We start from the raw sequence: 22,173 nt of genomic DNA, 5'->3' as shown, positions 1-22,173 counted from the left end.
AAATAGCGTTTGCTTTGTATCATCGCTATGCAAGTGCAAACCAAGGATAATTTTATGCAATTTACTCTTCGCAAAACCGCCACAGGCGAAAGCCGCGCGCGTCGAGGCACGCTCAAGCTTGCCCATGGTGAGGTGCAAACGCCCGTGTTTATGCCTGTAGGCACCTATGGTACGGTCAAAGGTATGTTGCCGCGTGATCTGCACGCCATCGAGGCGCAAATCATCTTGGGCAATACGTTTCATCTGTGGCTGCGCCCTACACCTGCGGTCATTGAGCAATTTGGCGGATTGCACGGGTTTATGGGTTGGGATAAGCCGATTTTGACCGATTCAGGCGGTTTTCAGGTGTTTAGCTTGGGCGCGATGCGCAAAATTCGTGAAGAGGGCGTGTATTTTCGCTCACCGATTGATGGCGCGCGCGTGTTTTTATCGCCCGAAGTATCGATGCAGATTCAGCATAGCCTCAACTCTGATATCGTCATGCAGTTTGATGAATGCACCCCCTATCCTGCCACACGCACCGAAGCTGAGGCCTCGCTCCAACTGTCGTTGCGCTGGGGCAAACGCTGCCGAGACGAACACCATCGTTTGGGCAATCACAACGCGCTGTTTGGTATCATCCAAGGCAGTATGTATGCAGATTTGCGCGCGCAATCGCTGGCAGGGCTGTTAGAAATCGGTTTTGATGGCTATGCGATCGGCGGCTTGTCGGTTGGTGAGCCCAAACAAGAAATGCGTGCGGTACTTAGTTATTTGCCGCACCAAATGCCTGCTGAGCGTCCTCGCTATTTGATGGGCGTTGGCACACCTGCCGATATCGTCGAGGCGGTACGCTGTGGGGTGGATATGTTTGACTGCGTCATGCCGACACGCAACGCGCGCAACGGGCATTATTTTACCAGTACAGGGGTGGTAAAAATCAAAAATGCTGCCAATCGCTTTGATGAATCACCGCTCGATGCTGAATGTGATTGCTACACGTGCCAAAATTTTAGCCGCGCGTATTTGCACCATTTGTTTAAGTGTGGCGAAATGCTATCGGCACAACTTGGTACGATTCACAACTTACGCTATTATCAAAACTTAATGCAGCATATCCGCACCGCGATTGAGCAAGACCTTTTTGATGAATTTGTCAGCGAATTTTATGCCAAACAAGGACTTTTAGCGCCCGAATTGGTATTGACTTAGTTAGTCGGCATTAGCGCACCACGCCGCGTTGACTGTTGTTGAGTGAATCAATCAGCAGCTGCGCTAAGGGTTCATGGGGTAAAATCTGTTCGCACACGGCGGCAATGGCTTCATCTTTGGTCAGCCCTGCGCGAAAAACCAACCGATACGCTTGGCGTAAGGCATTGATGGTAGCTTTTGACCAGCCTTTGCGCCGCATACCTTCGATGTTTAAGCCGTGGCTTTTGGCAGGGTTGCCCGATACCATGTTAAACGCCGCCACGTCTTTTAAAATCAAACTTGCTCCACCAATCAAACTGTAATCATCCACACGGCAAAACTGGTGAATTCCTGAATTACCCCCGATGATGATATGATTGCCAATATACACATGCCCTGCTATGCCGACGTTGTTGGCAATCACATTGTCGTCACCAACCACACAATCGTGGGCGATGTGGGTATTGACCATCAACAAATTACGGTTGCCAATGCGCGTGATACCGTTGTCTTGTGCCGTGCCGCGATGCAGGCTACACGCTTCGCGAATACGGTTGTCATCGCCAATCTCAAGCCACGTCACCTCACCACGATATTTTAAATCTTGGCAGTCCTCACCGATACTGGCAAATTGAAAAATCTCATTGCGCGCGCCGATGCGGGTATATTTTTTGACCACAACATGTGAATGCAGCACCGTCTCTGCGCCGATGGTCACTTGCTCGCCGATGACACAATACGCACCAATCTGCGCGCTGGGATGGATTGTCGCGCTGCTATCGACAAGGGCGGTTGGGTGAATCGTCATAAATTATCCTGCTTGCTGATGACTGGGTGTTGGGCAGATTTAGCGGTTGGGGCTGATTATTGGCTCAAGTTTTGCACTATTTTTCGTGCTTTTTTATGGTTTATAATCGAATCGCGCCGCGCTGCTCAGAAATCATAATGTCGGCACATGCTGCCAACTCATCGCCCACCCGTGCAGTGCAGCTAAATTTATAAATCGTATGACGCTCCATGATTTTTTCAGCGCGGATAATCAGCTGGTCGCCTGGTACGACAAGGCGTTTAAAACGTACCTTATCCACACCTGCAAACAAATACAAATAGCCATCGCTAGGCTTGATGTTTTTGCTGATATAATTAAGCACACCTGCTGCTTGCGCCATCGCTTCAACCATCAACACACCTGGCATAATCGGCTCATCAGGAAAATGTCCTTCAAAATACGGCTCATTGACCGTGACATTTTTAAGCGCACAAATCCAGTGATTCGGCTGACATGCGGTGACGCGATCAAGCAACATAAACGGATAACGATGTGGCAAATAATCACGCAGTTGAGCGGTTTTTAATGGTAGAATGACGCCGCGTTCGGCAAGCGCGGTATAATCATCAGGGGTGAGTTTATCAGAATCCATGATCTATTCCTGTCAGATGCCAGTTATATAGCAACCAACATATTTTAAGTAAAATGTTGATTTATCAACCAAAATACGGTCAGATAAATAATAAAATAACGGGTAATTTAAATCGGTTTTTCAGCGTTAGCCAGCTGCTTAAAACGTACCGCCGCGCGCCGCCATTGGGCAGCAGGCATCATCGGCGTACCAGAACCATACTCTCCTGCCTGGCTAATGGACTTGGTAATGCGGCTCATACCCAAAATCACCACATCGTCAGTAATGGTAATATGCCCATTGACACCCACACCACCGCCCAGCAGACATCGCCGCCCGATACGCGTACCGCCAGCGACCCCTACACACGCCGCTATTGCTGTGCCTGCACCGATTTGCACATTGTGCGCGATTTGCACCAAATTATCGATGATAACATGATCTTCAATCACTGTATCATCCAGCGCGCCGCGATCAATACAAGTTTGGCTACCGATACGTACGCGATTACCAATCACCACGCGCCCTAGCTGATGAATTTTTTGCCAACCGTCGGCGTCAGGGCGTGCCGTTGGCGCAAAGCCAAAACCCTCATTGCCAACACTGGCATGGCTGTGCAACATCACACCATCGCCTAGCACACAGTGATGCCCAATAAAACAATGCGCTTGCAGTTGGCAATCTTGTCCCAAGCTTGCACCTGTCTCAATCACACAATGCGCCGCCAACACACTGCCTGCGCCAATATGCACGTGATCGCCAATATAGCAAAATGCACCAATGTGCACGCCTGCACCCAACACCGCACTATCAGCAACCACCGCGGTAGGATGAATGTGTGTCTGCTGATTGTCAGCTTGCGGGTCTTGCTGATAAGCAAACAGCTGTGTTGTCACGGCATACGCGCGATATGGGTTATCGACGACCAACGGCACGCTATCGGTAGGACAATCCGCCGCTTGCGCTGCGCGTACCAATACCACACCTGCCTGTGTGTCTTTGAGCTGCGCTTGATAGCGGCGATCTGCCAAAAAGCTAATCGCTTTGCTATCGGCATGATCAAGCGGTGCGATATGCGTTATCGTGCGTTCACCGAATACCGCTAAATCTACCGCATTGTGTATGTTTATGTCATGCGCTGATAAATGCGCAATAATTTGTGCCAGTGTGTAATGCTGAGTCATCGCTTGCTACTTATAACCCATTATTTGGCCGGCACTTGCTCATTGATACGTTGGGTAAAGTCCGCTGTGACATCAAGCTCAGGTTTGGCATAGGTCACCACGCCATCGCTGCTATCAATTAAGACATCGATATTTTTTTGTTTGACGATGCTTTCAATGATACCTTTCATTTTTGGTGCGATTTGTCGCATCATCTCTTTTCTATTATCAATCAAGGTTTTGGTAACTTGCGCCTCGATGGTTTCATAGCTTGCGATGTTGGTTTCAATCTGGCGGCGGAGCTCTTGTTTTTGTGCCTCGGTCATGCTGGCTTGCTGACTGGCGTACTGCTGCTGTAAACGTTCAATAGTGCTTTGATAGGTTTTAAGCTGTTGTTGCCGCCCTGCTAGGCTAGATTGCAAATTAGCCAGTTTGGCTTTGGCGTAATTGGTCTTGATTAACGCTTGTTGAGAATCCCACACAGCAACCACACCTGCCGCCGCGCTTTGGCTCAATAGCATACCACCAAGTGCCATACTGGCTAGGGTCATCAAGGATTTTTTCATCATTTTACTGTACTCGAAGCTTCGAAATTTTACGGTCTGTTTGATTGATCCAATTTAGAACAAGCGTCCGATCTCAAATTGGACGTTATCCACGCGGTCGTATTTTTTCTTGTTCAACGGTCTGGCGTAGCTGATTGAAATTGGACCAATCGGCGTAATCCACGTCATGCCCACACCTGCGCTAAAGCGTAAGTCTTCATCCTTGTCATTAAGCAGCTTGGTTTTGACGGTGTTACCATCGGCGTCGGTGATGTTGATGGTTTTGTTATAGCGGTCGGTGGTGTCAAACACTTGCCCGCCCTCAACAAACAAGACAGGACGCACTTGGCTTGCCCAGTCAGCTTTGCTGGGGGTAGGTAAAACCAGCTCAAGCCCAAACTGTGCCATTGCGTTGCCACCGACTTCCTCGGGGTATGGGTCTTGCCCGTTGTAATTTTGGGCAACGTAATAGCGCGGACTGGTTGGACCTAATGTGCCGTTTTCAAAGCCACGAACTGAGCCATAGCCGCCAGCAAAGAAGTTTTCCCAAAACGGCAAATCATTGCCATAGCCTAGCTTGGTATAGCCGCGCAGCACGGTATTTTTATAAAACGGGTGATAGTAGTTGCCGTTATAGACGATTTTTTGGTAATCGACATCACCAAATGCTAAGCTTAAATTGACATCATGCGACATACCTTTGGTCGGGAATACGCCTCGGTCTAAGGTATTCCAGTTCCAACCCAAATCTAAGCTGGCGGTTTTAAACGGCGCGCTAAAGCTTGGAATGCCGTCACTGTCTAAGCGTTTGTCAAGCTTGCCTTCATCGACCAAATATTGGTAGTTGGACACCGCCAAATAGCGACCGCCTTGGATTTTGGTACGATCAAGCGTTAGCCCTGCACTTAGGCTTTTGGTTTCATCAATTGGGTATCCCACACCAAGGCGCAAGCCGTATGAGTCGGTGACGTAGTTTGAAATATTTTTATTGTCGTATTTGGTTTTACGGTAGTACGCTGACCCACTTTGCGACACGCCATCGGCGGTAAAGTACGGATTGGTGTAGCCAACGCTATAGTTATCAACGGTTTCTGAGCGTGATAGCTGAATATTGACGCGGTTACCTGTGCCCATGAAGTTTGATTGGCTCAAACCTGCCTGAAACGTCACACCGCCACTTTGTGAATAACCTGCTGCCACCGTCACTGAGCCCGAGGGCTGCTCTTCAACAGCGATATTGATATCGACTTGGTCGGGGGTATTGGGCACAGGTTTGACATCAACATTAACGGTCTTAAAAAAGCCTGTCCGCATCAGGCGTGTGCGCGATAGCTGGATTTTTTCATTCGACGCTAGCGCACCTTCAAGCTGACGCATCTCACGGCGCAATACCTCATCATCGGTTTTGGTATTGCCCGTAAAATTGATACGACGCACATATACGGGGCGTACAGGGTCAATGAAAAAATCTATATCAACGGTTTTGGTCTCTTCATTGATATGCGGCACAGGGCGCACTTGGGCAAAATAATAGCCATCTGCGCCATACATAGCGGTTAGATTTTCAACGGTGGTGGTAATTTGCTGTTGTGAGTAGCGATCATTGGGCTTAAAGGCGACTTGTTTTTGTAGTTGCGCCATGTCGTAGTTAGGATTGCCCAAAAAGTTGATTTTACCAAATTTGTATTGTTCACCTTCGCTAAGATTAAGCTCGATATAAATTTTATCTTTTTCGGGGCTGATGTTAAGAATGGCATCATTGATACTAAAATTGACAAAACCTGCGTTTTGATACAGCGCGGTCACGCCCTCAAGGCTTGCGGCAAGTTTTTCGCGCGCATAGCGGTCGGATTTACTAAACACATTGTACCACGGCTTTTGTTTGATGCTCATGGCATCTTCAATGTCTTTATCGCTAAAGTATTGGTTGCCGATGATGTTGATATCAACAACGCGCGCAGGCTTGCCCTCATTAAACTGAAATTTGAGCGCGACGCGGTTGTTATCAAGCGGTGTTTGGGTGACGGTGATGTCACTGTTGTAATAGCCTTGCTGGTTGTACTGCTGTTTTAGCTCATTGGTCAGCTGCTCAATGGTGGATTGCTTGAGCGGATTGCCTTCAATCACGCCAATGCGCTTAAGCCCGTCCATCAATGCCTCTTTGGGCACCATCTTATTGCCATCTACATCAATACTGGCGATAATCGGGCGTTCTTTGACCGTAAATACTAGATTATTACCAATTTGTTCGGCCTTAACGTCAGAAAAATTACCCGTTTCATACAGCGCATTGATGCTTTGGGCAATATTATCTTCGGTGGCAGTCTCGCCTGCGCTGACGTCAAGCAGCGGATAGATATTGTCAGGTGTAAGACGGCTTAAGCCGACAACTTGCACGCTTGAGGCGACAAAATCCGCCGCGTGGGCGTGTTGGGCAACGATTGCCAACGGTGCTAGAAAAAATAACGCTGAATTTCGCATACGCTGTTCCACTTCATTGCCCGACTTGTGCGTTGGGCTTACCGCCCACCATGTAGCATGAGGGCTCGATATTTTGGCGTACCATGATAACAATAACGCTTAACTTTGTCACCGAAAAATCGCAAGCCACGTACGCAATTTGTACGTTCGGGTAAATTTGTCGCTAAAGTTAGCTACACGAATCAAAAAAACCGCAATGCTTGGCAACGCTGCGGCTTCATACAAACCGATTGAATCAATTAAAACAATCGACTGATGTCATTACTGATTGCCAAAATCATAAAACCACCCAATAGCACCAAACCGATATTCATGCCAATCGCCTGTACGCGCTCGGGCATGGGCTTACCAAATACTGCTTCATAGGCGTACAGCACGATGTGTCCACCGTCAAGCACAGGAATGGGTAACAAGTTGAGCACGGCAAGGCTTAAGCTCACCACCGCCATGAACGATAGTACCGCCTGCCAGTTAATACCAAAACTTTGGTGCGCCACTTTGGCAATGGTGATCGGACCTGATAGGTTTTCAACGCCAATTTGCCCTGTGAGCATTTTACCCATGAATTTGAGCGTCATCAGGCTTAAATCCGCCATTTGGGTGACTGCTTTGCCTGCCGCCTGTACAGGGGTATAGCGCACGGTTTGTTGGTATTCGGCAGGAATTTGTATATTGCCAGTTTTTGCTTGTGCGCCAATTTGTCCAACGCGATTGCCCATGACATCTTTTTTGCCCTGTGGCATGATTTGGAGCGTCACAGGCTGCATATCACGCATGACGGTGATGTGAAGCAAGGTTTCGGGATTTTGGCGCACAATGTTGGCAAAGCTTAGCCAGTCATCAATCGGCTGACCATTGACCGCCGTGATGGTGTCGCCGACCTGTAGCCCTTGGCGCGCTGCGGCACTATCAGGCATGATCGCTTGGATTACAGGCGTGATTTTAGGCTGCCATGGGATCGCGCCAAAGCCATCAATCGGTGATTCGGCAGCCTGCTTGTCATGGTTATTTTCGGCTTGCAAAAATCGCGTGATGGGCACGTCAACGTCATGCGTCCCCTGTGCGTTATTGACCGTCAAAACGATCTTGCCCGTCTCACCCATACGGTCTGCTAAGGCAAAGTTGATGTCCTGCCAGTTTTGCACACGCGTTTGGTCAATGGCGGTGATTTCATCGCCAACGGCTAACGCGGCATGGCTGGCAGGTGTATTGGGCGCGATGCTACCGATTTTGGTCGCCAGCATGGTTTTGGGTACCAGTAAAATCACCCAAAATAGCAACATGGCTATCAATAGGTTCATCAACGGACCTGCCGCAACCACGGCGATTTTTTTAAGCGGCGTTTGGTTGTTAAACGCCAAATGCCGCTCATGCGCGGCAACCTCGCCTTCGCGCTCATCTAGCATTTTGACATAGCCGCCCAGTGGCAGCGCCGACAGCGCGTAGTTAATGCCTGTTTTGCGGCTTGTCCAACTGATGAGTTTAGGGCCAAAACCGATGGAGTAGGTCAGCACTTTGACCCCACACAATCGGGCGACGATGTAATGCCCCCATTCATGCAGCGCGACCAAAGGCCCAAGCACAACAATCGCCGCCAAAATCGTCATCAATAACGTCATAGTTTGCCTTTTATGTGATAGGATGCAAACAATAATTGGGCTAATTTTTGCCAAAACAATGGTGCAAAAACAATTGATTAGGCGCGGTTTTGGCTATTTTAAAACTGCTGCGGTGCAACAGGTATTTGCACGCGGTAAACTTTGGTTGGTTTTTGCTGTTTGAGCCAATCTAGCACCTGTGTTTGCCAGTCGGTTTCTGCACTTGTTAAGGCAATATCGGGTTTTACTCCCACACCATCAATTTTTTTGCCTTGTCCTGAATAATAATGCGCAACGGTGAGTTTAACTGCCGTATTGTCGCCGAGTGGCACGATACTTTGAATTGAACCCTTGCCATAACTGGTTTCACCAAAGATTGTCGCGCGGGCATTTTCTTGCAAGCTGCTGGCAAGCACCTCGGCGGCAGAAGCGGAGTAACGATTTTGCACAATCACAAGCGGCATATCGGCAAACTGCACTTGCCCATGGGTCATGACTTGTTCTTGTAATTGTTGCTGCTTATGCACCTGTACGACAGGTTTATCTTGCATAAACAAGCTGGCAACGTCGCTGGCGGCGGATAATACACCACCTGGATTGTTGCGAATATCAATCACCAACGCGCTAAATGGTTGCGGCAGATTTGCCAGTGCTGCCATCAGCTGCTGCCCTGTGGTATTTTGAAACACAGGAATGTGCACCACTGCTACCCCATCAATCCATTGCGCGGCAATCGGCTGCTGCTGAACCAGACTGCGCTGCACGGTCACGGTGTGCTTGCGCCGTCCTTTGTCCGACACAACAAGACGCACCTGAGAGCCTGCAATACCCGATAACAGTTGGTCAATATCCTGTTGGGTTTGCTCATCGCTGAGCTTTATGTCGTTGATTTGGTGCAAATAAAAATTGCGTAAAATACCTGCGCGCGCAGCAGGTGAATTGGGTAAGACCTCATCAAATACCCACATTTTGTCATCAGGATGAAAACGCGCCGTCACGCCGATGCTACCCACATCACCATCGGTGAACAGGCGTAAATTATCAAACGCCTGCGCGTCAAGGTATTCTGAATACGGGTCTAGCCCTGTCAGCATGCCATCAATGGCATCGGCGAAAATACCTTCATCGCTTGTGCTGCGCACATACTGCTGGCGAATGGTATCCACGACTTTAACAAACTTCGCCACTGTGGTCGGTGCAATCGCGCCTAAGGCAACATTGCCCGTCGCGCCTATGTCGGGCACACTGGCGTCCATCGGTAAGCTGGCAGAAGGAATGCTATTGGGCGCATTGATATCGCCCATTTGAGCATTAGGTACTTCTACATCGCCGCCGTCCATTTCATCGCCAGAACCTGCCATGTCCTCACCTGTTACATCATAGCGCGTTGGCGCACCTGTTGGCAGCGGCTGCGGCGTACTGGCTTGTATGTTGATAGCATCAACCACCGCATCGTTGAGCTTGACGCTTTTTTGTGTACCTGCTTGTGGTGATTTGGTGGCAGTTTTCGCGGTGGCTGTGTCGGTGGACGCATTAAAAGAGGGGGTATTGGGTCGTGCCTGCGCCGTTGCTACCCACACCCCACCAAGTAAGACGCCAAGTGCCAATGCCAACACTGATAAGCGCACGGCATTTGACTGACTTACAACACGGTTAGGTTGATACACAAGGTTGGTTTGACTGGGCTTCACAAACGGCACTCAACGTTGGCTTGGGCGATATTGAACTACAATTTAGTTTAAACGCTTTTTTTTAAGCGTTGTCATGGTTGTTAGGATAGTCACGAATCAGTACGCACCAATAAGCTTTCTCCTGTCATCTCTTCAGGCTTGGGAACACCCATCAAGTCCAAAATTGTCGGAGCAACATCGGACAGACGTCCGTTGGCACGGATTTGGGTATTGGCAGGCGTCGCGTGTTGATTGATATAAATCAATGGCACAAGCTCGGTGGTGTGCTGGGTATGTACTTGTCCGCTGTCATAGTCCTGCATTTGCTCAACGTTACCATGATCAGCGGTGATCAGCAAATGCCCATCGGCTGCCAGTACTGCCTCGCTGATGGTATGCACGCAGTGATCGAGCGTTTCAACTGCTTTGACCGCCGCGTCAAACACACCTGTATGCCCGACCATATCGCCGTTGGCATAGTTCACCACCAACACATCGTATTTGCCCGATTCAATCGCAGCTTTTAACTGCTCGGTTACTTCATACGCGCTCATTTCAGGCTTTAAATCATAAGTCGCCACATCGGGCGACGGTACCAAAATCCGTGTCTCACCGCTATATTCGGCTTCTCGCCCACCGCTAAAGAAAAACGTCACGTGGGCGTATTTTTCGGTTTCAGCAATGCGTAGCTGGGTTTTACCCAATTTTTGTAAGTATTCGCCCAAAGTGTTGTCCAATGACGTGGGTAAAAATGCCACTTGGCTGATGTCTTGTGCTGCCAAGTCATCGGAATACCGCGTCAGCATGACAAAGCGGGCAAGTGTTGGTGTACGCGCGCGGCTAAAGCCGTTGAACTTAGGATCTGTTAAAGCAGCGGTCAATTGGCGTGCTCGATCAGCGCGAAAGTTCATAAACACAACGCTGTCACCGTCTTGGATCGCGCCAAATTCAGCTGATTGATTGGGCACATCAATGCGTGTGGCTTGGACAAACTCATCGGTTTCGCCTGCTGCATACGCTGTTGCTAAACCTGCTTCAGCGGTATCTGCGCTGTGCACGGCTTTGGCTTGTGTGAGCAGATCATACGCCTGCTGCACGCGCTCCCAACGTTTATCGCGATCCATGGCAAAATAGCGTCCAATCAAGCTTACCACAGCAACATTGCCTGTGTTGTACCGTTGGTTGAGCGCGGCAATGGCGATAGCAAATTCGCCAAGGTATTTGTCAGCACTTTTTGGTGGTGTGTCGCGTCCATCCAAAAACGCATGCACCAACACCTGTTTTGCGCCCTGCTGCAAGGCAAGCTCGCACATCGCCACGATGTGGTCTTGGTGGGCATGCACACCACCATCTGACAACAAGCCCATCACATGCACGCGCCCGTGATGGGCATTGGCAGCGGTGACTGCCTCAACCAACACGGGATTATGAAAAAATTCGCCGTTTCTGATTTGCTGATGAATACGCGTTGAATCTTGGTACAAAATCCGCCCTGCGCCCAAGTTCATATGCCCGACTTCTGAATTGCCAAATTGCCCCTCAGGCAAGCCAACGTCCTCACCTGAGCCTGAGATCAAGCCATGAGGATAAGTCTGATAAATTTGATCCAAATACGGGGTATGTGCGGCGGCGATGGCGTTATCACGCGTATCCACACGATGTCCAAAACCGTCTAAAATCATCAGTACATACGGAATTTTTTTGTCAGTGGTCGATGGAGCCATGCTCATAGGACATTCTCAAGTGTTGTGATCATTCATAAGAATCAGTAAAAAACTGGCTAAATTATAGCATAAGCTGATAGGCTTGGCGTGTTAGCAATTTGCAAATGGATTTTTTGCGTGCGGCTTGGGTTTGTGTTACAATCTGACCATCTGGAGTATTCGCCAGTTTATGCATTACCTGAGCTGATAATATACTTTAGGGTATGCGATCTATCCGCTTGGTGTGCAAGCCTGCATCTTTGGATGAATCAGGAAGCCTGTAGAGCGGTTGCCATACCCACCCTGAACGTTTCAGTTCATGGGTTCACATAGACAGCGGTACTCTGGAGCTGTATTTTTTCGCTTTACGCCTAAATTGACTTTTTCGCCATCTATCATCCCCTTATTTTTGATAGATGGTTTTTTTTATGGGTCAAGTTTGCTTTAGTTAGTTTGGTTAGCGTAGGTTGAGGCAACGCTTGGCACAAAGCGGCGGTTAAACGCGACAATGACTTTAGGCGTTGGTGCTAAATTGGGCGCATTGCTGGCGAAATTTGGGTTAAAGTTATTGCTTGGTTCGTCAACTTTTGCCAAGGTGCTTTGCAGTATACGCTGCTTGCCGTCTTGCTCGGCGGTCACGGTGACATCAAACGCACGGCTTTGTACATCAAACAATGCCGCTAGGCGCGATAAGTCTTGATTTTGCCCAAACATCGGCAATGCCCAAAACTGGCTGACGCTCTCAAGCGCTGGCGTGTTGCGACGGGTATTTGCCCATGCGTTCACGGCTTGGGCATCAAGGGCAAGGGTGGCAGGGGTAATATCGGCAGTGCTTGGGCTAGTGGCTGCGGCTTGGGTGTTGGCTTGCTGCTGTTGGCTGCTGGTTTTGCTTAACGCGGCGGCAATCGGTGCGATTTGTATCAGCACAGGCTCGGCGGTATTGACGTTGATGGGTGTATAAAACGGTTGCGCGGTCAAATACGGCGCAATCACCGCCAGTTTTTGCCCATCCATCCCACGCACAAAGCGTAGCTCATCAACCGTATGAAACGGCTGGTTGCTGATTGGCGCGACGCGGGTACTGCCCAACGTTTGGTAATATTCGGCTTCTGCCCCCCCATCGGGTGTGGGTTGGTTGTCGGGATCTTGCCAGTCCAGTGCGGCATTGGCGATGCTAGGTTCTAGCCCGACATGCAGCAGTAAGGCTTGCAAATACGCGACCGCTAGTGGATCAGGTTTGCCGTCGTGGTAGAGATTATTAAGGTTAAAACGACTGGTGGCATCGGTGATTTGCACTTGTAGCTGACCGCCAGCAAAAGCAGGGGCGCTGATGGGTTTTGCCCAGTTGTCTTGTAGGCTGTCGGTGGTATTGACTTGGTTGTCTTGTTGCAAAATTTGCTGCGCCATGCCTTCACCAAGTAATGCCATCTCGCGCAGTTGGGTTTGGTCTTGTGTCAGTGCGTATTCACGCAGCAACAACCGCTGACGCGCCAACATACTACCTGCAATAATGGTGATGGCAACGACCAACAACAGCACGGTTAGCAATGCCATGCCATGTTGCTGACTAAAGCGTTGGTTTGACAACAACGGTGACGCTTGTGGGCTCATTGGCGAGCTCATGGATTTGCCCCTGTCGGTGCGGATGCTGGGCTGTTTGATGAGGCTAAAGCATTGACCACAACAGGCGCGGCATTGGGCAAAGCAAACCGCCACGTGATTGGCTCATCGGCATAAGTAAAACTGATTTCCACCGCCTTGGGCAAGGTGCGCAAGGGTGCAATCGGGTCATTGGGGTTGCTGCCATCAGCAGCCGTGGTAGTCGGATAGCTGTTGGTTTTATCAGGTGTGAACACCGCCCATGCCATATCTTTGACATCGTGCAGTAGCGTGCTGCGACTGGCTTGGTCAGTATTGGCATCTGCGTTGGCAAGCCCGTAGCGGCGTGTACGCACTAAGGTGTCATTTTCTAGCGCATAACCAATACGCGCCAAGGATGGCGTGTTGGCAAAGCGTGGGTCGGGCGGCATATTGCGCACCATTTCAACTTGGTTATTGGCTAGCACAAAACTTGGGACGATTTGGCTGATATCAATTTGTGTGGCAGCAGGTGCGCTAGCGGTTGGGCTATTGCTGTTGGTATCAGCACTAGGCGGCACATATACCGCCCCGACTGCTTGGCTAAAATCCTGCGCCAGCTGTCCATAGGCATATTGCAAATCTGATAAGCGGTCAGCTTGCAGCTTGGCGCGGTCACGGGCTTTGCTCAAATTGTCCATCACCTGCCAACCTGCCAATGCCAACGCAGCAAAAATCGCAATCGCAACCAGCAGTTCAATTAAAGTAAATCCGCGTGCGCGGGGTGATTGTAACATACGCCGCCCTATTGCATCCGCACCAACATCGCCTCTAACGTCACCACACTGCGCGGCGTGCTACTGCCATCATCCAGTGGCGCAACAGCAATTTGCACACGCTCCAACGTGTCGCCCATCGGTATGGGCGTGACGGTAACTTGCCAATGTCGCCCTTGTTCATCAATTTGGCTGCTGGTTGGCGCGTTCAACCATGTCTGTTGGGTGCGTAAATCCGTCAAGGCATTGTTAGCAACAAACTGCGCCAACGTGCGCGTCTTAAGATTAGCAACTGATTGCAAATAGCTGCGGCTAGCTTGACTGGCTGCCACCGCAACCATCGCCAAAATCGCCAATGCGACCATGACCTCAAGCAAGGTAAAGCCTTGCTGATGGGTAGCTTGCCGTGCCTGTCGTGTCCGTTGCGCCTTCATTGCGCCACCTCAACCGCACCTGCCGCATTGACGATCAACGGCGCGCCCACAGGGTAGCGTTGGTCATCGGCATTTTTTTTGGTGACAATGATTTGCACAGGGGTCGCCTCACCTGTACCAAACCACACCACAGGCGGTGCTTGGTTACCGACCAACCAAGCAGGCGTTTGTTGGCTGGCAATATTAGCCGCATCAAGCGGTTGAATGGTGACATCCACACCATTGGGGATATCTAGCGGCGCCATGCTGTCTTCAAGCTGCCAACGTGGCGTTGGGCTGGGCTGACCCACACCAGACGGCGCGATAGGTGGCAATTTAACCACCATCAGCTGATTGGTGGCTGAACCTATCACGCCTTGATGATCCGCCAGTTTGATCGCCACACCGTACGGTTGCATACGCTCACTGCTGAGCAAACGCACATAACGCAAATTACTTTGCAAATGCTCATAAAACGCCAAATTTTTGCGGTTGTCACTACCTGACACCGATAGCGTCATCATGCCTGCAAACAACGCCAAAATCACCAACACCACCAACAACTCAACCAGTGTAAAGCCACGTGCATGCTGATGAGACAAACCAGTTAGCTGGTAGGAGGAATAAACGCGCATAGCTGCCGCGATATCAGAACGATTTAATCAGCCGATGGGTTGCTATAATGCTTGGGTAAATCAAGCACCTGCTGCACCAACGCCCAACGCAAAGTATCACGCCGCCCCAAATACCGCTGATAAAAACTCGAATTGAGCAAGCCTGCACCCCCCTGCCCCAACGCCCAAATCGTTGCTAAATAATCGCGCGTCGTCAGACAGCTATTTTGTTCTTGCAAGTAATTGGTGGTGGTGATAATCAAAATCCGCATACGCTGACGGCGCACATCATAAAGGCGGGCAAATAGCTTGTTCAGCCCCGTCGCCGAGCTTGCCAAACGCTCCTCAATTTGATTGAGCAACATGGTTTTTTGCGGATACAACAACTGATACATAATCACCCGTGCCACCCCTGCTGCCGCGCTGTCATCAATGCTGCTAAGCGCCAGCAATTGCAGCTCTTGGCGGATGATAATGCGTAAAAACAGCTCATCCTTGCTGGTAAAATGCTTATACAGCGTACCTTTGGCAAGGTCAAGCTGCTGAGCAAGGCTGTCAAGCGTGATGTCACCTTCACCTGATTCTAACAACAATTGTTCGGCGGTCGCTAAGATACTTTCTTCACGCTGTTCAAACTGTTGTTGGCGATTCATTCATGATCCTTTTTTATTAAAATTTAATTGGCTGCTATCATACCTAACTGACAAGTCATTGCCAAATCATTTTCATGCAAATTGACAAACGTTGGCTATTGGGCGCATTTTTGTACCAAAATTGAGCCGATCGAATAACCTGCACCAAACGAGCAAATCACACCAATATCGCCTGCCGTCATGCCCTCTTGGTGACGGTGAAACACAATCATCGGGCTTGCCGAGCTGGTATTGGCAAACTCATCAATCACCAATGGCGCGATAGATTTGTCCGCGTCCTTGCCCAATACTGTGCGCAAAATCAAATCCACCATATTGGCGTTGGCTTGGTGCAGCCACAGTTTTTTGACACGGGTTTTGTCAATGTGGTGCTCGGTTAATTGCGACAAAATCAAACTTGACACAGCAGGGCACACTTCACGAAACACCTTGCGCCCCTCTTGCAAAAATAGCTTATCATGCACAGGCGCGTTGTAATCATCCGCCGCTCTGCCTGCCGCTAAGTTTTCGCTGCGGTCTAAAAAGCCAAACTCGTTTTTAACGTTGGTTGAAAATTCGGTGAATAGCTTACTGCCCAAAACCTCATAACCGTGTGGTGTTACTGTTTGCTCAATCAAAGTCGCCATGGCAACATCACCAAAAATAAAATGGCTATCGCGGTTGCGCCAATTGAGGTGCGCTGAGGTAATTTCAATATTAAGTACCGCCACGCGCTTAGCAAGTCCTGTTTCAATCAGCCCCACTGCCTGCGCGATGCCAAACGTCGCCGCACTACACGCCACGTTCATATCAAAACCAAACCCACCCGTCATGCCGATGGCTTGCTGAATCTCGATAGCAATTGCAGGGTACGCGCGTTGAAAATTCGATGACGCAACAATCACCACATCCAAATCCTGCCCCGTCAAGCCTGCCGCTTGTAAGGCTTGTTGTAGCGCAGCAACGCCCATTTCTGCCATCACTGACAGCTCTTCACCCAGTTTGCGCGCAGGGATTTTAGGTGCCATGACCTCAGGGTCTAAAATACCTGATTTATCAACCACATAGCGCGATTTTATTCCCGATACTTTTTCGATAAATTCTGCCGATGAATGTTGCAGTGCCTCCACTTCACCTGCGGCAATCGCATCGGCGTGCTCGGCGTTGTAGCGATCAACGTATTGGTTGAATACCGCGACCAACTCTTCATTGCTGATACGGTGCGGCGGCGTGTATAGCCCTGTTGCGGTGATGCAAATCGCCATCATGAGTTCCTTATAGCTAACAGTTCAAGATTTTTGCTTGCCAAATTCTTATGGGTAAATGTAGCAATACAAATCTGCACAAATGCCTGTATTATGCCTGTAAATGATCACCTTGGCGACGTATGTTACAAAATATTTCAAAGTTTGCGGCTATTTTAAAGTAAAAAAAACGGCAAACCATGATGATTTGCCGTCGTTCTATCGAAAATTTACTCAATTAACGTGGATTACAGCCTTTGTAAATGATCTGTTGATTGGGTGCGGTGACCATAATCGGTTTTTTACGATAATTTTTGCTGTTGAGGCTATCTGTCACCAAACGATAACCGCGTACGCTGTTAAATTCGCTATCGACGTTATCTGAGCGATTGAGATCAATTGGTAGTGACTGTATGCGTCCGCCGTCGCGGAACGCGGCATACGTTGGCAAGCCTTGGTGATTAAAGCCATAAGTGACTTTTAATGATTTACCACTTTGGCAACGGTAATTGACGGTGCGCGTGTATTCGGTTGGGTTGCTGATCACTTGGTGCGGTGGGTTGGTTTCACCCTCAAAACGGTGCTCAAGTGGGCGGTTGTCGTACTCGTATTGGTGGTCATGGTAGGGTGTGTGCTGGGTGGCTGCTTGTGCCACGCCACTGGCAAGCCCTGCTGCCAATGCCACGCCCAGTAATGCGTGACCCAAATGCATGTGTTTAGTCTTCATGGTTCCCCCAAGTTTTTTACATCTAAATTTTTAAATCTGAAACAGCGTTGTTTCATCTAACACCAAAACCTGCACCAGCTGGACAAGCTTTGACGGTATAGCCATCATACGCCTAAAATGTGCCACATGCAAAGCGCGCAATTTATCCCAACGATTTTGCCACACTTACGATAACTGGCGGTAAAATTGTATGCATTAGACGTTTAAATAGGCAAAAAAAATAAGCCACACAAGGTGACTTATTTTTGTTCAAACCAATCAATTAGCTGACGCGCAATTTATCAAATGTCAAGCGGTTGTCCGCGCCAATATCGACCTTGATGGTATCACCTGCGACAAAATCACCCGACAACAAGCGCATTGACAGCGGATTTTCGATTTCCTGCTGAATCGCACGTTTTAGCGGACGCGCGCCATACACGGGGTCATAACCCACCGCTACCAGTTGGTTCATCGCGTCATCTGAAAATACGATGCTGATCTCGCGCTCAGCAAGGCGTAAGCGCAGACGTGCCAATTGAATGTCAGCAATACCTGCCATTTGCGCTTGCCCCAACGGATGGAACACAACGATTTCATCAATACGGTTGATGAATTCGGGGCGGAAGTGCTGATTGACCGAGTTCATTACCGCAGCCTTGATGTCATCGTAGCTGTCGCCTGCCATCTCTTGAATTTTGTGGCTACCTAAGTTACTGGTCATGATGATTACGGTGTTTTTAAAGTCCACCACGCGACCTTGTGAGTCGGTCAAGCGTCCATCGTCTAGCACCTGTAGCAAGATATTAAACACATCAGGATGGGCTTTTTCGACCTCATCAAATAGCACCACGCTGTACGGCTTACGGCGTACCGCTTCGGTCAAAACGCCGCCTTCTTCGTAGCCAACATATCCTGGAGGTGCACCCACCAAGCGGCTCACGCTGTGTTTTTCCATGAATTCTGACATATCGATACGAATCATGGCGTTTTCATCATCAAACAAGAAGTTTGCCAAAGATTTGGTCAGCTCAGTTTTACCCACGCCCGTTGGCCCTAAGAACAAGAACGAACCACTTGGGCGATTGGGATCAGACAACCCTGCACGGCTACGGCGCACAGCGTTGGCGACGGCTTGCACAGCCTCGTCTTGACCCACCACGCGCTCATGGAGTTTGTCTTCCATGTGCAGCATTTTTTCGCGCTCACCTTGCAGCATTTTATTGACAGGAATGCCTGTGGCTGCGCTGACGACTTCGGCAATTTCATTGTCAGTAACTTTGTTGCGCAAGAGTTTTGTACCACCGTCCTCGCTTTGCGCTTTGGTTTCTGCCAAGTTGGTTTCGCGAATTTGGCGTTCTAGCTGCGGAATGGTTTCGTATTGCAATTTTGCCATGCGCTCATAGTCGCTGTCGCGGCTAGCTTTTTCTAACGCAATACGGGCTTTGTCTAATTCCTCTTTAAGCTGTTGGCTGCCTTTGTCTAAGGCTTTTTCAGCTTGCCAAACTTCATTTAAATCGGCGTATTCTTTGTCAAGTTCAGCGATTTGGCTTTCTAGCAGTTTAAACTGTGATTTTGCGCCTTCGTCATCTTCGTTTTTCAAAGTTTCGCGCTGCATTTTAAGCTGCATGATACGGCTTTCAAGTTTGCCCAAAGCTTCAGGCTTGCTGTCCATCTCCATACGCAAGCGGCTGGCGGCTTCGTCAATCAAATCAATCGCTTTGTCGGGCAGTTTGCGATCGGTGATGTAACGGTGGCTCATGCGCGCCGCAGCGATAATCGCGCTATCTTGAATATCCACCCCGTGGTGCAGCTCATAGCGTTCTTTGAGTCCGCGCAAAATGGCGATGGTGTCCTCGACGCTGGGCTCATCAACCAAGACTTTTTGAAAACGACGCTCAAGCGCGGCATCTTTTTCGATGTATTGGCGGTATTCATCCAACGTGGTCGCGCCTACACAGTGCAGCTCACCGCGCGCTAGGGCAGGTTTGAGCATATTGCCTGCGTCCATCGCGCCATCGGCTTTGCCCGCGCCAACCATGGTATGAATCTCATCGATGAATAAAATTACCTGTCCTTCTTGTTTGGCAAGCTCGGATAGCACGGCTTTGAGGCGTTCTTCAAACTCACCACGGAATTTTGCGCCTGCAATCAACGCACCCAAATCCAACGACAACACGCGTTTGTTACGCAAGCCTTCGGGAACTTCACGGTTGATGATTTTTTGCGCCAAACCTTCGACAATGGCGGTTTTACCCACCCCCGGCTCGCCAATCAGCACGGGGTTATTTTTGGTGCGGCGTGATAGCACTTGGATGGTACGGCGGATTTCGTCATCACGCCCGATGACGGGGTCAAGCTTGCCGCTTTCGGCGCGCGCAGTTAGATCAATGGTGTATTTATTGAGCGCGTCGCGCTGGTCTTCGGCGTTTTGATTGTTCACAGTTTGGTTGCCTCTTATTTGTTGAATCACTTGGCGCAAGTTGGCAGCATTCACGCCGACTTTTTCTAATAATTGTTGGCTGTCGCTGGTTTCTGCCAATGCCAGCAGTACCCATTCGGTGGCAATAAAGTCATCGCCTGCTTTTTGGGCATGACGATCGGCAAGGTTAAGCACCTTAACGCTACCTGAGCTTAAATTTGCCTCTCCCGTTGGGTTAGACAGCACGGCTTGTTGGTCAAGTGCCTGTTCAATCGCTTGGGTCAAACGCTCGGCATTCGCGCCTGCCTGTGTGTAGATAGCTAGGTGGGCAGGGTCTTGTAGCAGCACGCTGAGCAAATGAATCGGCTCGATGGCGGTATTATCTCGCCCAACGGCAAGACTTTGCGCTTGGCGAATGGTGTCTTGCAGTTTTTGGGTAAATTTTTCAAATTGCATTGTTGTTGTCCTTGAAAGTGAATTGGTGGTTATATGTGGTTATGTTTTGGGGTTTCAATAGTAAAAACAGAAATTTTTTTATTTGTCTAGTTTTTTTTATGACTTTTGCGTCATATGCTTAATTTTTAAAGAAATCTTCAAAGAATTGGGCTGAAAGGGTGGTATTTTAGCCAGTGACAACCGGTTCATCAAATAACGCCAAAAAAGACAACCCAACCCGACCGATCGCTGTTCGATCATTTTAACTGGTTGATTGATTGCATATTCTATTTAACTTGAACATTTATTCTCATATCACATAAACAGTCATTCTCTATTAACATGAACACTCAAGTATTCTTCAATATGAAAAATCCATTTTGATTTAAACTGGTCATTAACTAGAATAGTGGTCATTTGAGGTACTGCTTGAAATAATTAAACATATAGGCTTTAAGTTATATTTAAAAAGTTAAAATCAAATCAATTAAATTTAACTCACCTACGAAAACAATGGTTTTTTAGCCATAGCCAGTTTTTTCCTTTCAGCATAAAAAATCTTTTTAGCATATTTTTGAATATTTTCTAGTTACAGTTCGTTTGTTTGATTGATTATTCTTTAATTTTTTGAGGAGTAATCAAATGAAGAACAATGAGCGATTTCTGAAAAGTATTTGTAATCTTAAAAAGCTATATCAGCAGGATGGTTATCTATTTATTGCAAGTGAGCAGATGATTGAGTTGCTACAAGATATGGGAATTGGTATTGAAGAAATCAATCAGTTGAAGGAAATGAGTGATAATCTGCCTTCAGACCCAACTCTAGAATTTAGAGAAACTCTAGAATTTAGAGAAAGCAGAAATGGTAGATTTTTTCATAATAATTTAAGCAAAGTAATCTACAGAACAGAATTTCAACCTTTTGTGCTTTCAGTAGATGAGGACTTTATTAGGCATGACTCAGGTAAAATTAGATATTTTGTTGGTTTAGAAGAACGACTAACAAGAAATTTAGCCTTTCAAGGAATGCTTAAAGTAAAAAACCATATTATTTCTAACATCTATACACTACCTCGTAAAAATCTTGATTATAGTTCAGTCAATTGGGTTACAACGGTGTTTCATTTAGGAACTATAACACAAGAGGATTTATTAGGTGAACCTGCTTTAGAAGGCGTACATTCTGATGGTGTTGACCACACAATGACTATCATATTAGGGCATCATAACATGACTGAAAATAGTGCTATTACAAATATACATTCCAATCTTGAAAAAAGTGGTATTTGTTTTGAAGAGGCAAAAAATGAAAATCTAGTGAACTCAATACAACATAAAAAATTTTTAGATAGTCTCTTAATAAAGGATAACGAATTTAAGCATAGCTTAAGCCCTGTTTTTCAAATGAATTTAAAAGAGTGGGCAACGAGGGATATGTTGATTTTTTTTACAAGAAAACCTTGCTTAGAGAAACATATATCTTTTCCTTACGATTCTATTAAGCCACACCCTGATTATCCAGTTGATTTTGAGTTAGAGTAGCAATTATGAGTTTAACTAATTCAAATAAACTAGGTGTAGAAAGTCTAGTAAATACATTTGTACCTTTTATCTTTTTAATAA

At 48.1% G+C, this 22,173-nt stretch carries 18 protein-coding genes and 1 other RNA gene; 3 read left to right on the top strand and 16 right to left on the bottom strand.

What is annotated here, in order from left to right; translation table 11 throughout:
• Window positions 1–54: 54 nt before the first annotated feature.
• Window positions 55–1,191 (top strand): tRNA guanosine(34) transglycosylase Tgt, encoded by a 1,137-nt coding sequence (gene tgt, locus MA2_RS08500; protein ID WP_067058874.1) that lies wholly within the window; start codon window positions 55–57, stop codon window positions 1,189–1,191.
• Window positions 1,192–1,201: 10 nt separating this feature from the next.
• Here the strand turns inward: tgt and lpxA are convergent, their stop codons facing one another.
• From lpxA to gpmI, 8 genes are all read right to left on the bottom strand, one after another.
• A complete protein-coding gene (gene lpxA / locus MA2_RS08495) occupies window positions 1,202–1,978 on the bottom strand; it encodes an acyl-ACP--UDP-N-acetylglucosamine O-acyltransferase (protein WP_067058846.1) in 777 nt (258 codons plus the stop codon).
• Between the two features lie 100 nt (window positions 1,979–2,078).
• Window positions 2,079–2,591: a 3-hydroxyacyl-ACP dehydratase FabZ gene (gene fabZ / locus MA2_RS08490; RefSeq protein WP_067058843.1), complete on the bottom strand. Its 513-nt coding sequence runs from the start codon at window positions 2,589–2,591 to the stop codon at window positions 2,079–2,081.
• A 107-nt stretch (window positions 2,592–2,698) separates the two neighbouring features.
• Window positions 2,699–3,754, bottom strand: a complete 1,056-nt coding sequence (gene lpxD / locus MA2_RS08485) for a UDP-3-O-(3-hydroxymyristoyl)glucosamine N-acyltransferase (protein WP_067058841.1) — start codon at window positions 3,752–3,754, stop codon at window positions 2,699–2,701.
• 20 nt (window positions 3,755–3,774) lie between these two features.
• Window positions 3,775–4,302 (bottom strand): OmpH/Skp family outer membrane protein, encoded by a 528-nt coding sequence (locus MA2_RS08480; RefSeq protein ID WP_115254048.1) that lies wholly within the window; start codon window positions 4,300–4,302, stop codon window positions 3,775–3,777.
• Window positions 4,303–4,353: 51 nt separating this feature from the next.
• Window positions 4,354–6,759: an outer membrane protein assembly factor BamA gene (bamA, locus tag MA2_RS08475; protein ID WP_067058870.1), complete on the bottom strand. Its 2,406-nt coding sequence runs from the start codon at window positions 6,757–6,759 to the stop codon at window positions 4,354–4,356.
• A gap of 239 nt (window positions 6,760–6,998) precedes the next feature.
• Window positions 6,999–8,378 carry an RIP metalloprotease RseP gene (rseP, locus tag MA2_RS08470; protein ID WP_067058839.1) on the bottom strand — a complete coding sequence of 460 codons (1,380 nt, stop codon included), beginning with the start codon at window positions 8,376–8,378 and terminating at the stop codon, window positions 6,999–7,001.
• Window positions 8,379–8,476: 98 nt separating this feature from the next.
• Window positions 8,477–10,057: a S41 family peptidase gene (locus MA2_RS08465; RefSeq protein WP_245945320.1), complete on the bottom strand. Its 1,581-nt coding sequence runs from the start codon at window positions 10,055–10,057 to the stop codon at window positions 8,477–8,479.
• An 80-nt stretch (window positions 10,058–10,137) separates the two neighbouring features.
• Window positions 10,138–11,751 carry a 2,3-bisphosphoglycerate-independent phosphoglycerate mutase gene (gene gpmI, locus MA2_RS08460; RefSeq protein WP_067058866.1) on the bottom strand — a complete coding sequence of 538 codons (1,614 nt, stop codon included), beginning with the start codon at window positions 11,749–11,751 and terminating at the stop codon, window positions 10,138–10,140.
• A 144-nt stretch (window positions 11,752–11,895) separates the two neighbouring features.
• On the opposite strand from gpmI, the gene ssrS reads away from it, so the two are divergent.
• Window positions 11,896–12,085: non-coding RNA, 6S RNA (gene ssrS, locus MA2_RS08455), on the top strand.
• 89 nt (window positions 12,086–12,174) lie between these two features.
• On the opposite strand, the gene gspK is transcribed toward ssrS, so the two are convergent.
• From gspK to clpB, 8 genes are all read right to left on the bottom strand, one after another.
• Complete coding sequence (gene gspK / locus MA2_RS08450; protein ID WP_067058837.1) at window positions 12,175–13,353, bottom strand: type II secretion system minor pseudopilin GspK; 1,179 nt, start codon at window positions 13,351–13,353, stop codon at window positions 12,175–12,177.
• Window positions 13,350–14,105: a type II secretion system minor pseudopilin GspJ gene (gspJ, locus tag MA2_RS08445; RefSeq protein WP_067058835.1), complete on the bottom strand. Its 756-nt coding sequence runs from the start codon at window positions 14,103–14,105 to the stop codon at window positions 13,350–13,352. Before gspJ ends, gspK begins: the two co-directional genes overlap by 4 nt.
• A gap of 8 nt (window positions 14,106–14,113) precedes the next feature.
• Complete coding sequence (gene gspI, locus MA2_RS08440; RefSeq protein ID WP_067058833.1) at window positions 14,114–14,518, bottom strand: type II secretion system minor pseudopilin GspI; 405 nt, start codon at window positions 14,516–14,518, stop codon at window positions 14,114–14,116.
• On the bottom strand, window positions 14,515–15,132 hold the full coding sequence (locus tag MA2_RS08435; RefSeq protein WP_067058831.1) for a prepilin-type N-terminal cleavage/methylation domain-containing protein: 618 nt from the start codon (window positions 15,130–15,132) through the stop codon (window positions 14,515–14,517). The genes gspI and MA2_RS08435 overlap by 4 nt, the downstream gene beginning before the upstream one ends.
• Before the next feature lie 23 nt (window positions 15,133–15,155).
• On the bottom strand, window positions 15,156–15,764 hold the full coding sequence (locus MA2_RS08430) for a TetR/AcrR family transcriptional regulator (RefSeq protein ID WP_067058829.1): 609 nt from the start codon (window positions 15,762–15,764) through the stop codon (window positions 15,156–15,158).
• A 95-nt stretch (window positions 15,765–15,859) separates the two neighbouring features.
• Window positions 15,860–17,008: a beta-ketoacyl-ACP synthase III gene (locus MA2_RS08425; protein ID WP_067058864.1), complete on the bottom strand. Its 1,149-nt coding sequence runs from the start codon at window positions 17,006–17,008 to the stop codon at window positions 15,860–15,862.
• A gap of 217 nt (window positions 17,009–17,225) precedes the next feature.
• Window positions 17,226–17,714, bottom strand: a complete 489-nt coding sequence (locus tag MA2_RS08420) for an ACP-like domain-containing protein (RefSeq protein WP_079352027.1) — start codon at window positions 17,712–17,714, stop codon at window positions 17,226–17,228.
• A 262-nt stretch (window positions 17,715–17,976) separates the two neighbouring features.
• Window positions 17,977–20,571, bottom strand: coding sequence for an ATP-dependent chaperone ClpB (gene clpB, locus MA2_RS08415; protein ID WP_067058826.1), 2,595 nt, complete (start codon window positions 20,569–20,571; stop codon window positions 17,977–17,979).
• Between the two features lie 621 nt (window positions 20,572–21,192).
• On the opposite strand from clpB, the gene MA2_RS08410 reads away from it, so the two are divergent.
• Window positions 21,193–22,092, top strand: coding sequence for a 2OG-Fe dioxygenase family protein (locus MA2_RS08410; RefSeq protein WP_211269847.1), 900 nt, complete (start codon window positions 21,193–21,195; stop codon window positions 22,090–22,092).
• Window positions 22,093–22,173 lie beyond the last annotated feature (81 nt).

This window comes from Moraxella atlantae NBRC 14588, assembly GCF_001591265.1.
In the GTDB taxonomy this organism is placed as follows: Bacteria; Pseudomonadota; Gammaproteobacteria; order Pseudomonadales; family Moraxellaceae; genus Faucicola; species Faucicola atlantae.
Note: the sequence above shows the minus strand (reverse complement) of the source record. Positions and strands in the feature narration are given on the sequence as shown.

Coding starts and splice junctions, on each gene's coding strand:
- tgt (WP_067058874.1), top strand. CDS start 55: ATGCAATTTACTCTTCGCAAAACCGCCACAGGCGAAAGCCGCGCGCGT.
- lpxA (WP_067058846.1), bottom strand. CDS start 1,978: ATGACGATTCACCCAACCGCCCTTGTCGATAGCAGCGCGACAATCCAT.
- fabZ (WP_067058843.1), bottom strand. CDS start 2,591: ATGGATTCTGATAAACTCACCCCTGATGATTATACCGCGCTTGCCGAA.
- lpxD (WP_067058841.1), bottom strand. CDS start 3,754: ATGACTCAGCATTACACACTGGCACAAATTATTGCGCATTTATCAGCG.
- MA2_RS08480 (WP_115254048.1), bottom strand. CDS start 4,302: ATGATGAAAAAATCCTTGATGACCCTAGCCAGTATGGCACTTGGTGGT.
- bamA (WP_067058870.1), bottom strand. CDS start 6,759: ATGCGAAATTCAGCGTTATTTTTTCTAGCACCGTTGGCAATCGTTGCC.
- rseP (WP_067058839.1), bottom strand. CDS start 8,378: ATGACGTTATTGATGACGATTTTGGCGGCGATTGTTGTGCTTGGGCCT.
- gpmI (WP_067058866.1), bottom strand. CDS start 11,751: ATGGCTCCATCGACCACTGACAAAAAAATTCCGTATGTACTGATGATT.
- gspK (WP_067058837.1), bottom strand. CDS start 13,353: ATGAGCTCGCCAATGAGCCCACAAGCGTCACCGTTGTTGTCAAACCAA.
- gspJ (WP_067058835.1), bottom strand. CDS start 14,105: ATGTTACAATCACCCCGCGCACGCGGATTTACTTTAATTGAACTGCTG.
- gspI (WP_067058833.1), bottom strand. CDS start 14,518: ATGAAGGCGCAACGGACACGACAGGCACGGCAAGCTACCCATCAGCAA.
- MA2_RS08435 (WP_067058831.1), bottom strand. CDS start 15,132: ATGCGCGTTTATTCCTCCTACCAGCTAACTGGTTTGTCTCATCAGCAT.
- MA2_RS08430 (WP_067058829.1), bottom strand. CDS start 15,764: ATGAATCGCCAACAACAGTTTGAACAGCGTGAAGAAAGTATCTTAGCG.
- MA2_RS08425 (WP_067058864.1), bottom strand. CDS start 17,008: ATGGCGATTTGCATCACCGCAACAGGGCTATACACGCCGCCGCACCGT.
- MA2_RS08420 (WP_079352027.1), bottom strand. CDS start 17,714: ATGAAGACTAAACACATGCATTTGGGTCACGCATTACTGGGCGTGGCA.
- clpB (WP_067058826.1), bottom strand. CDS start 20,571: ATGCAATTTGAAAAATTTACCCAAAAACTGCAAGACACCATTCGCCAA.
- MA2_RS08410 (WP_211269847.1), top strand. CDS start 21,193: ATGAAGAACAATGAGCGATTTCTGAAAAGTATTTGTAATCTTAAAAAG.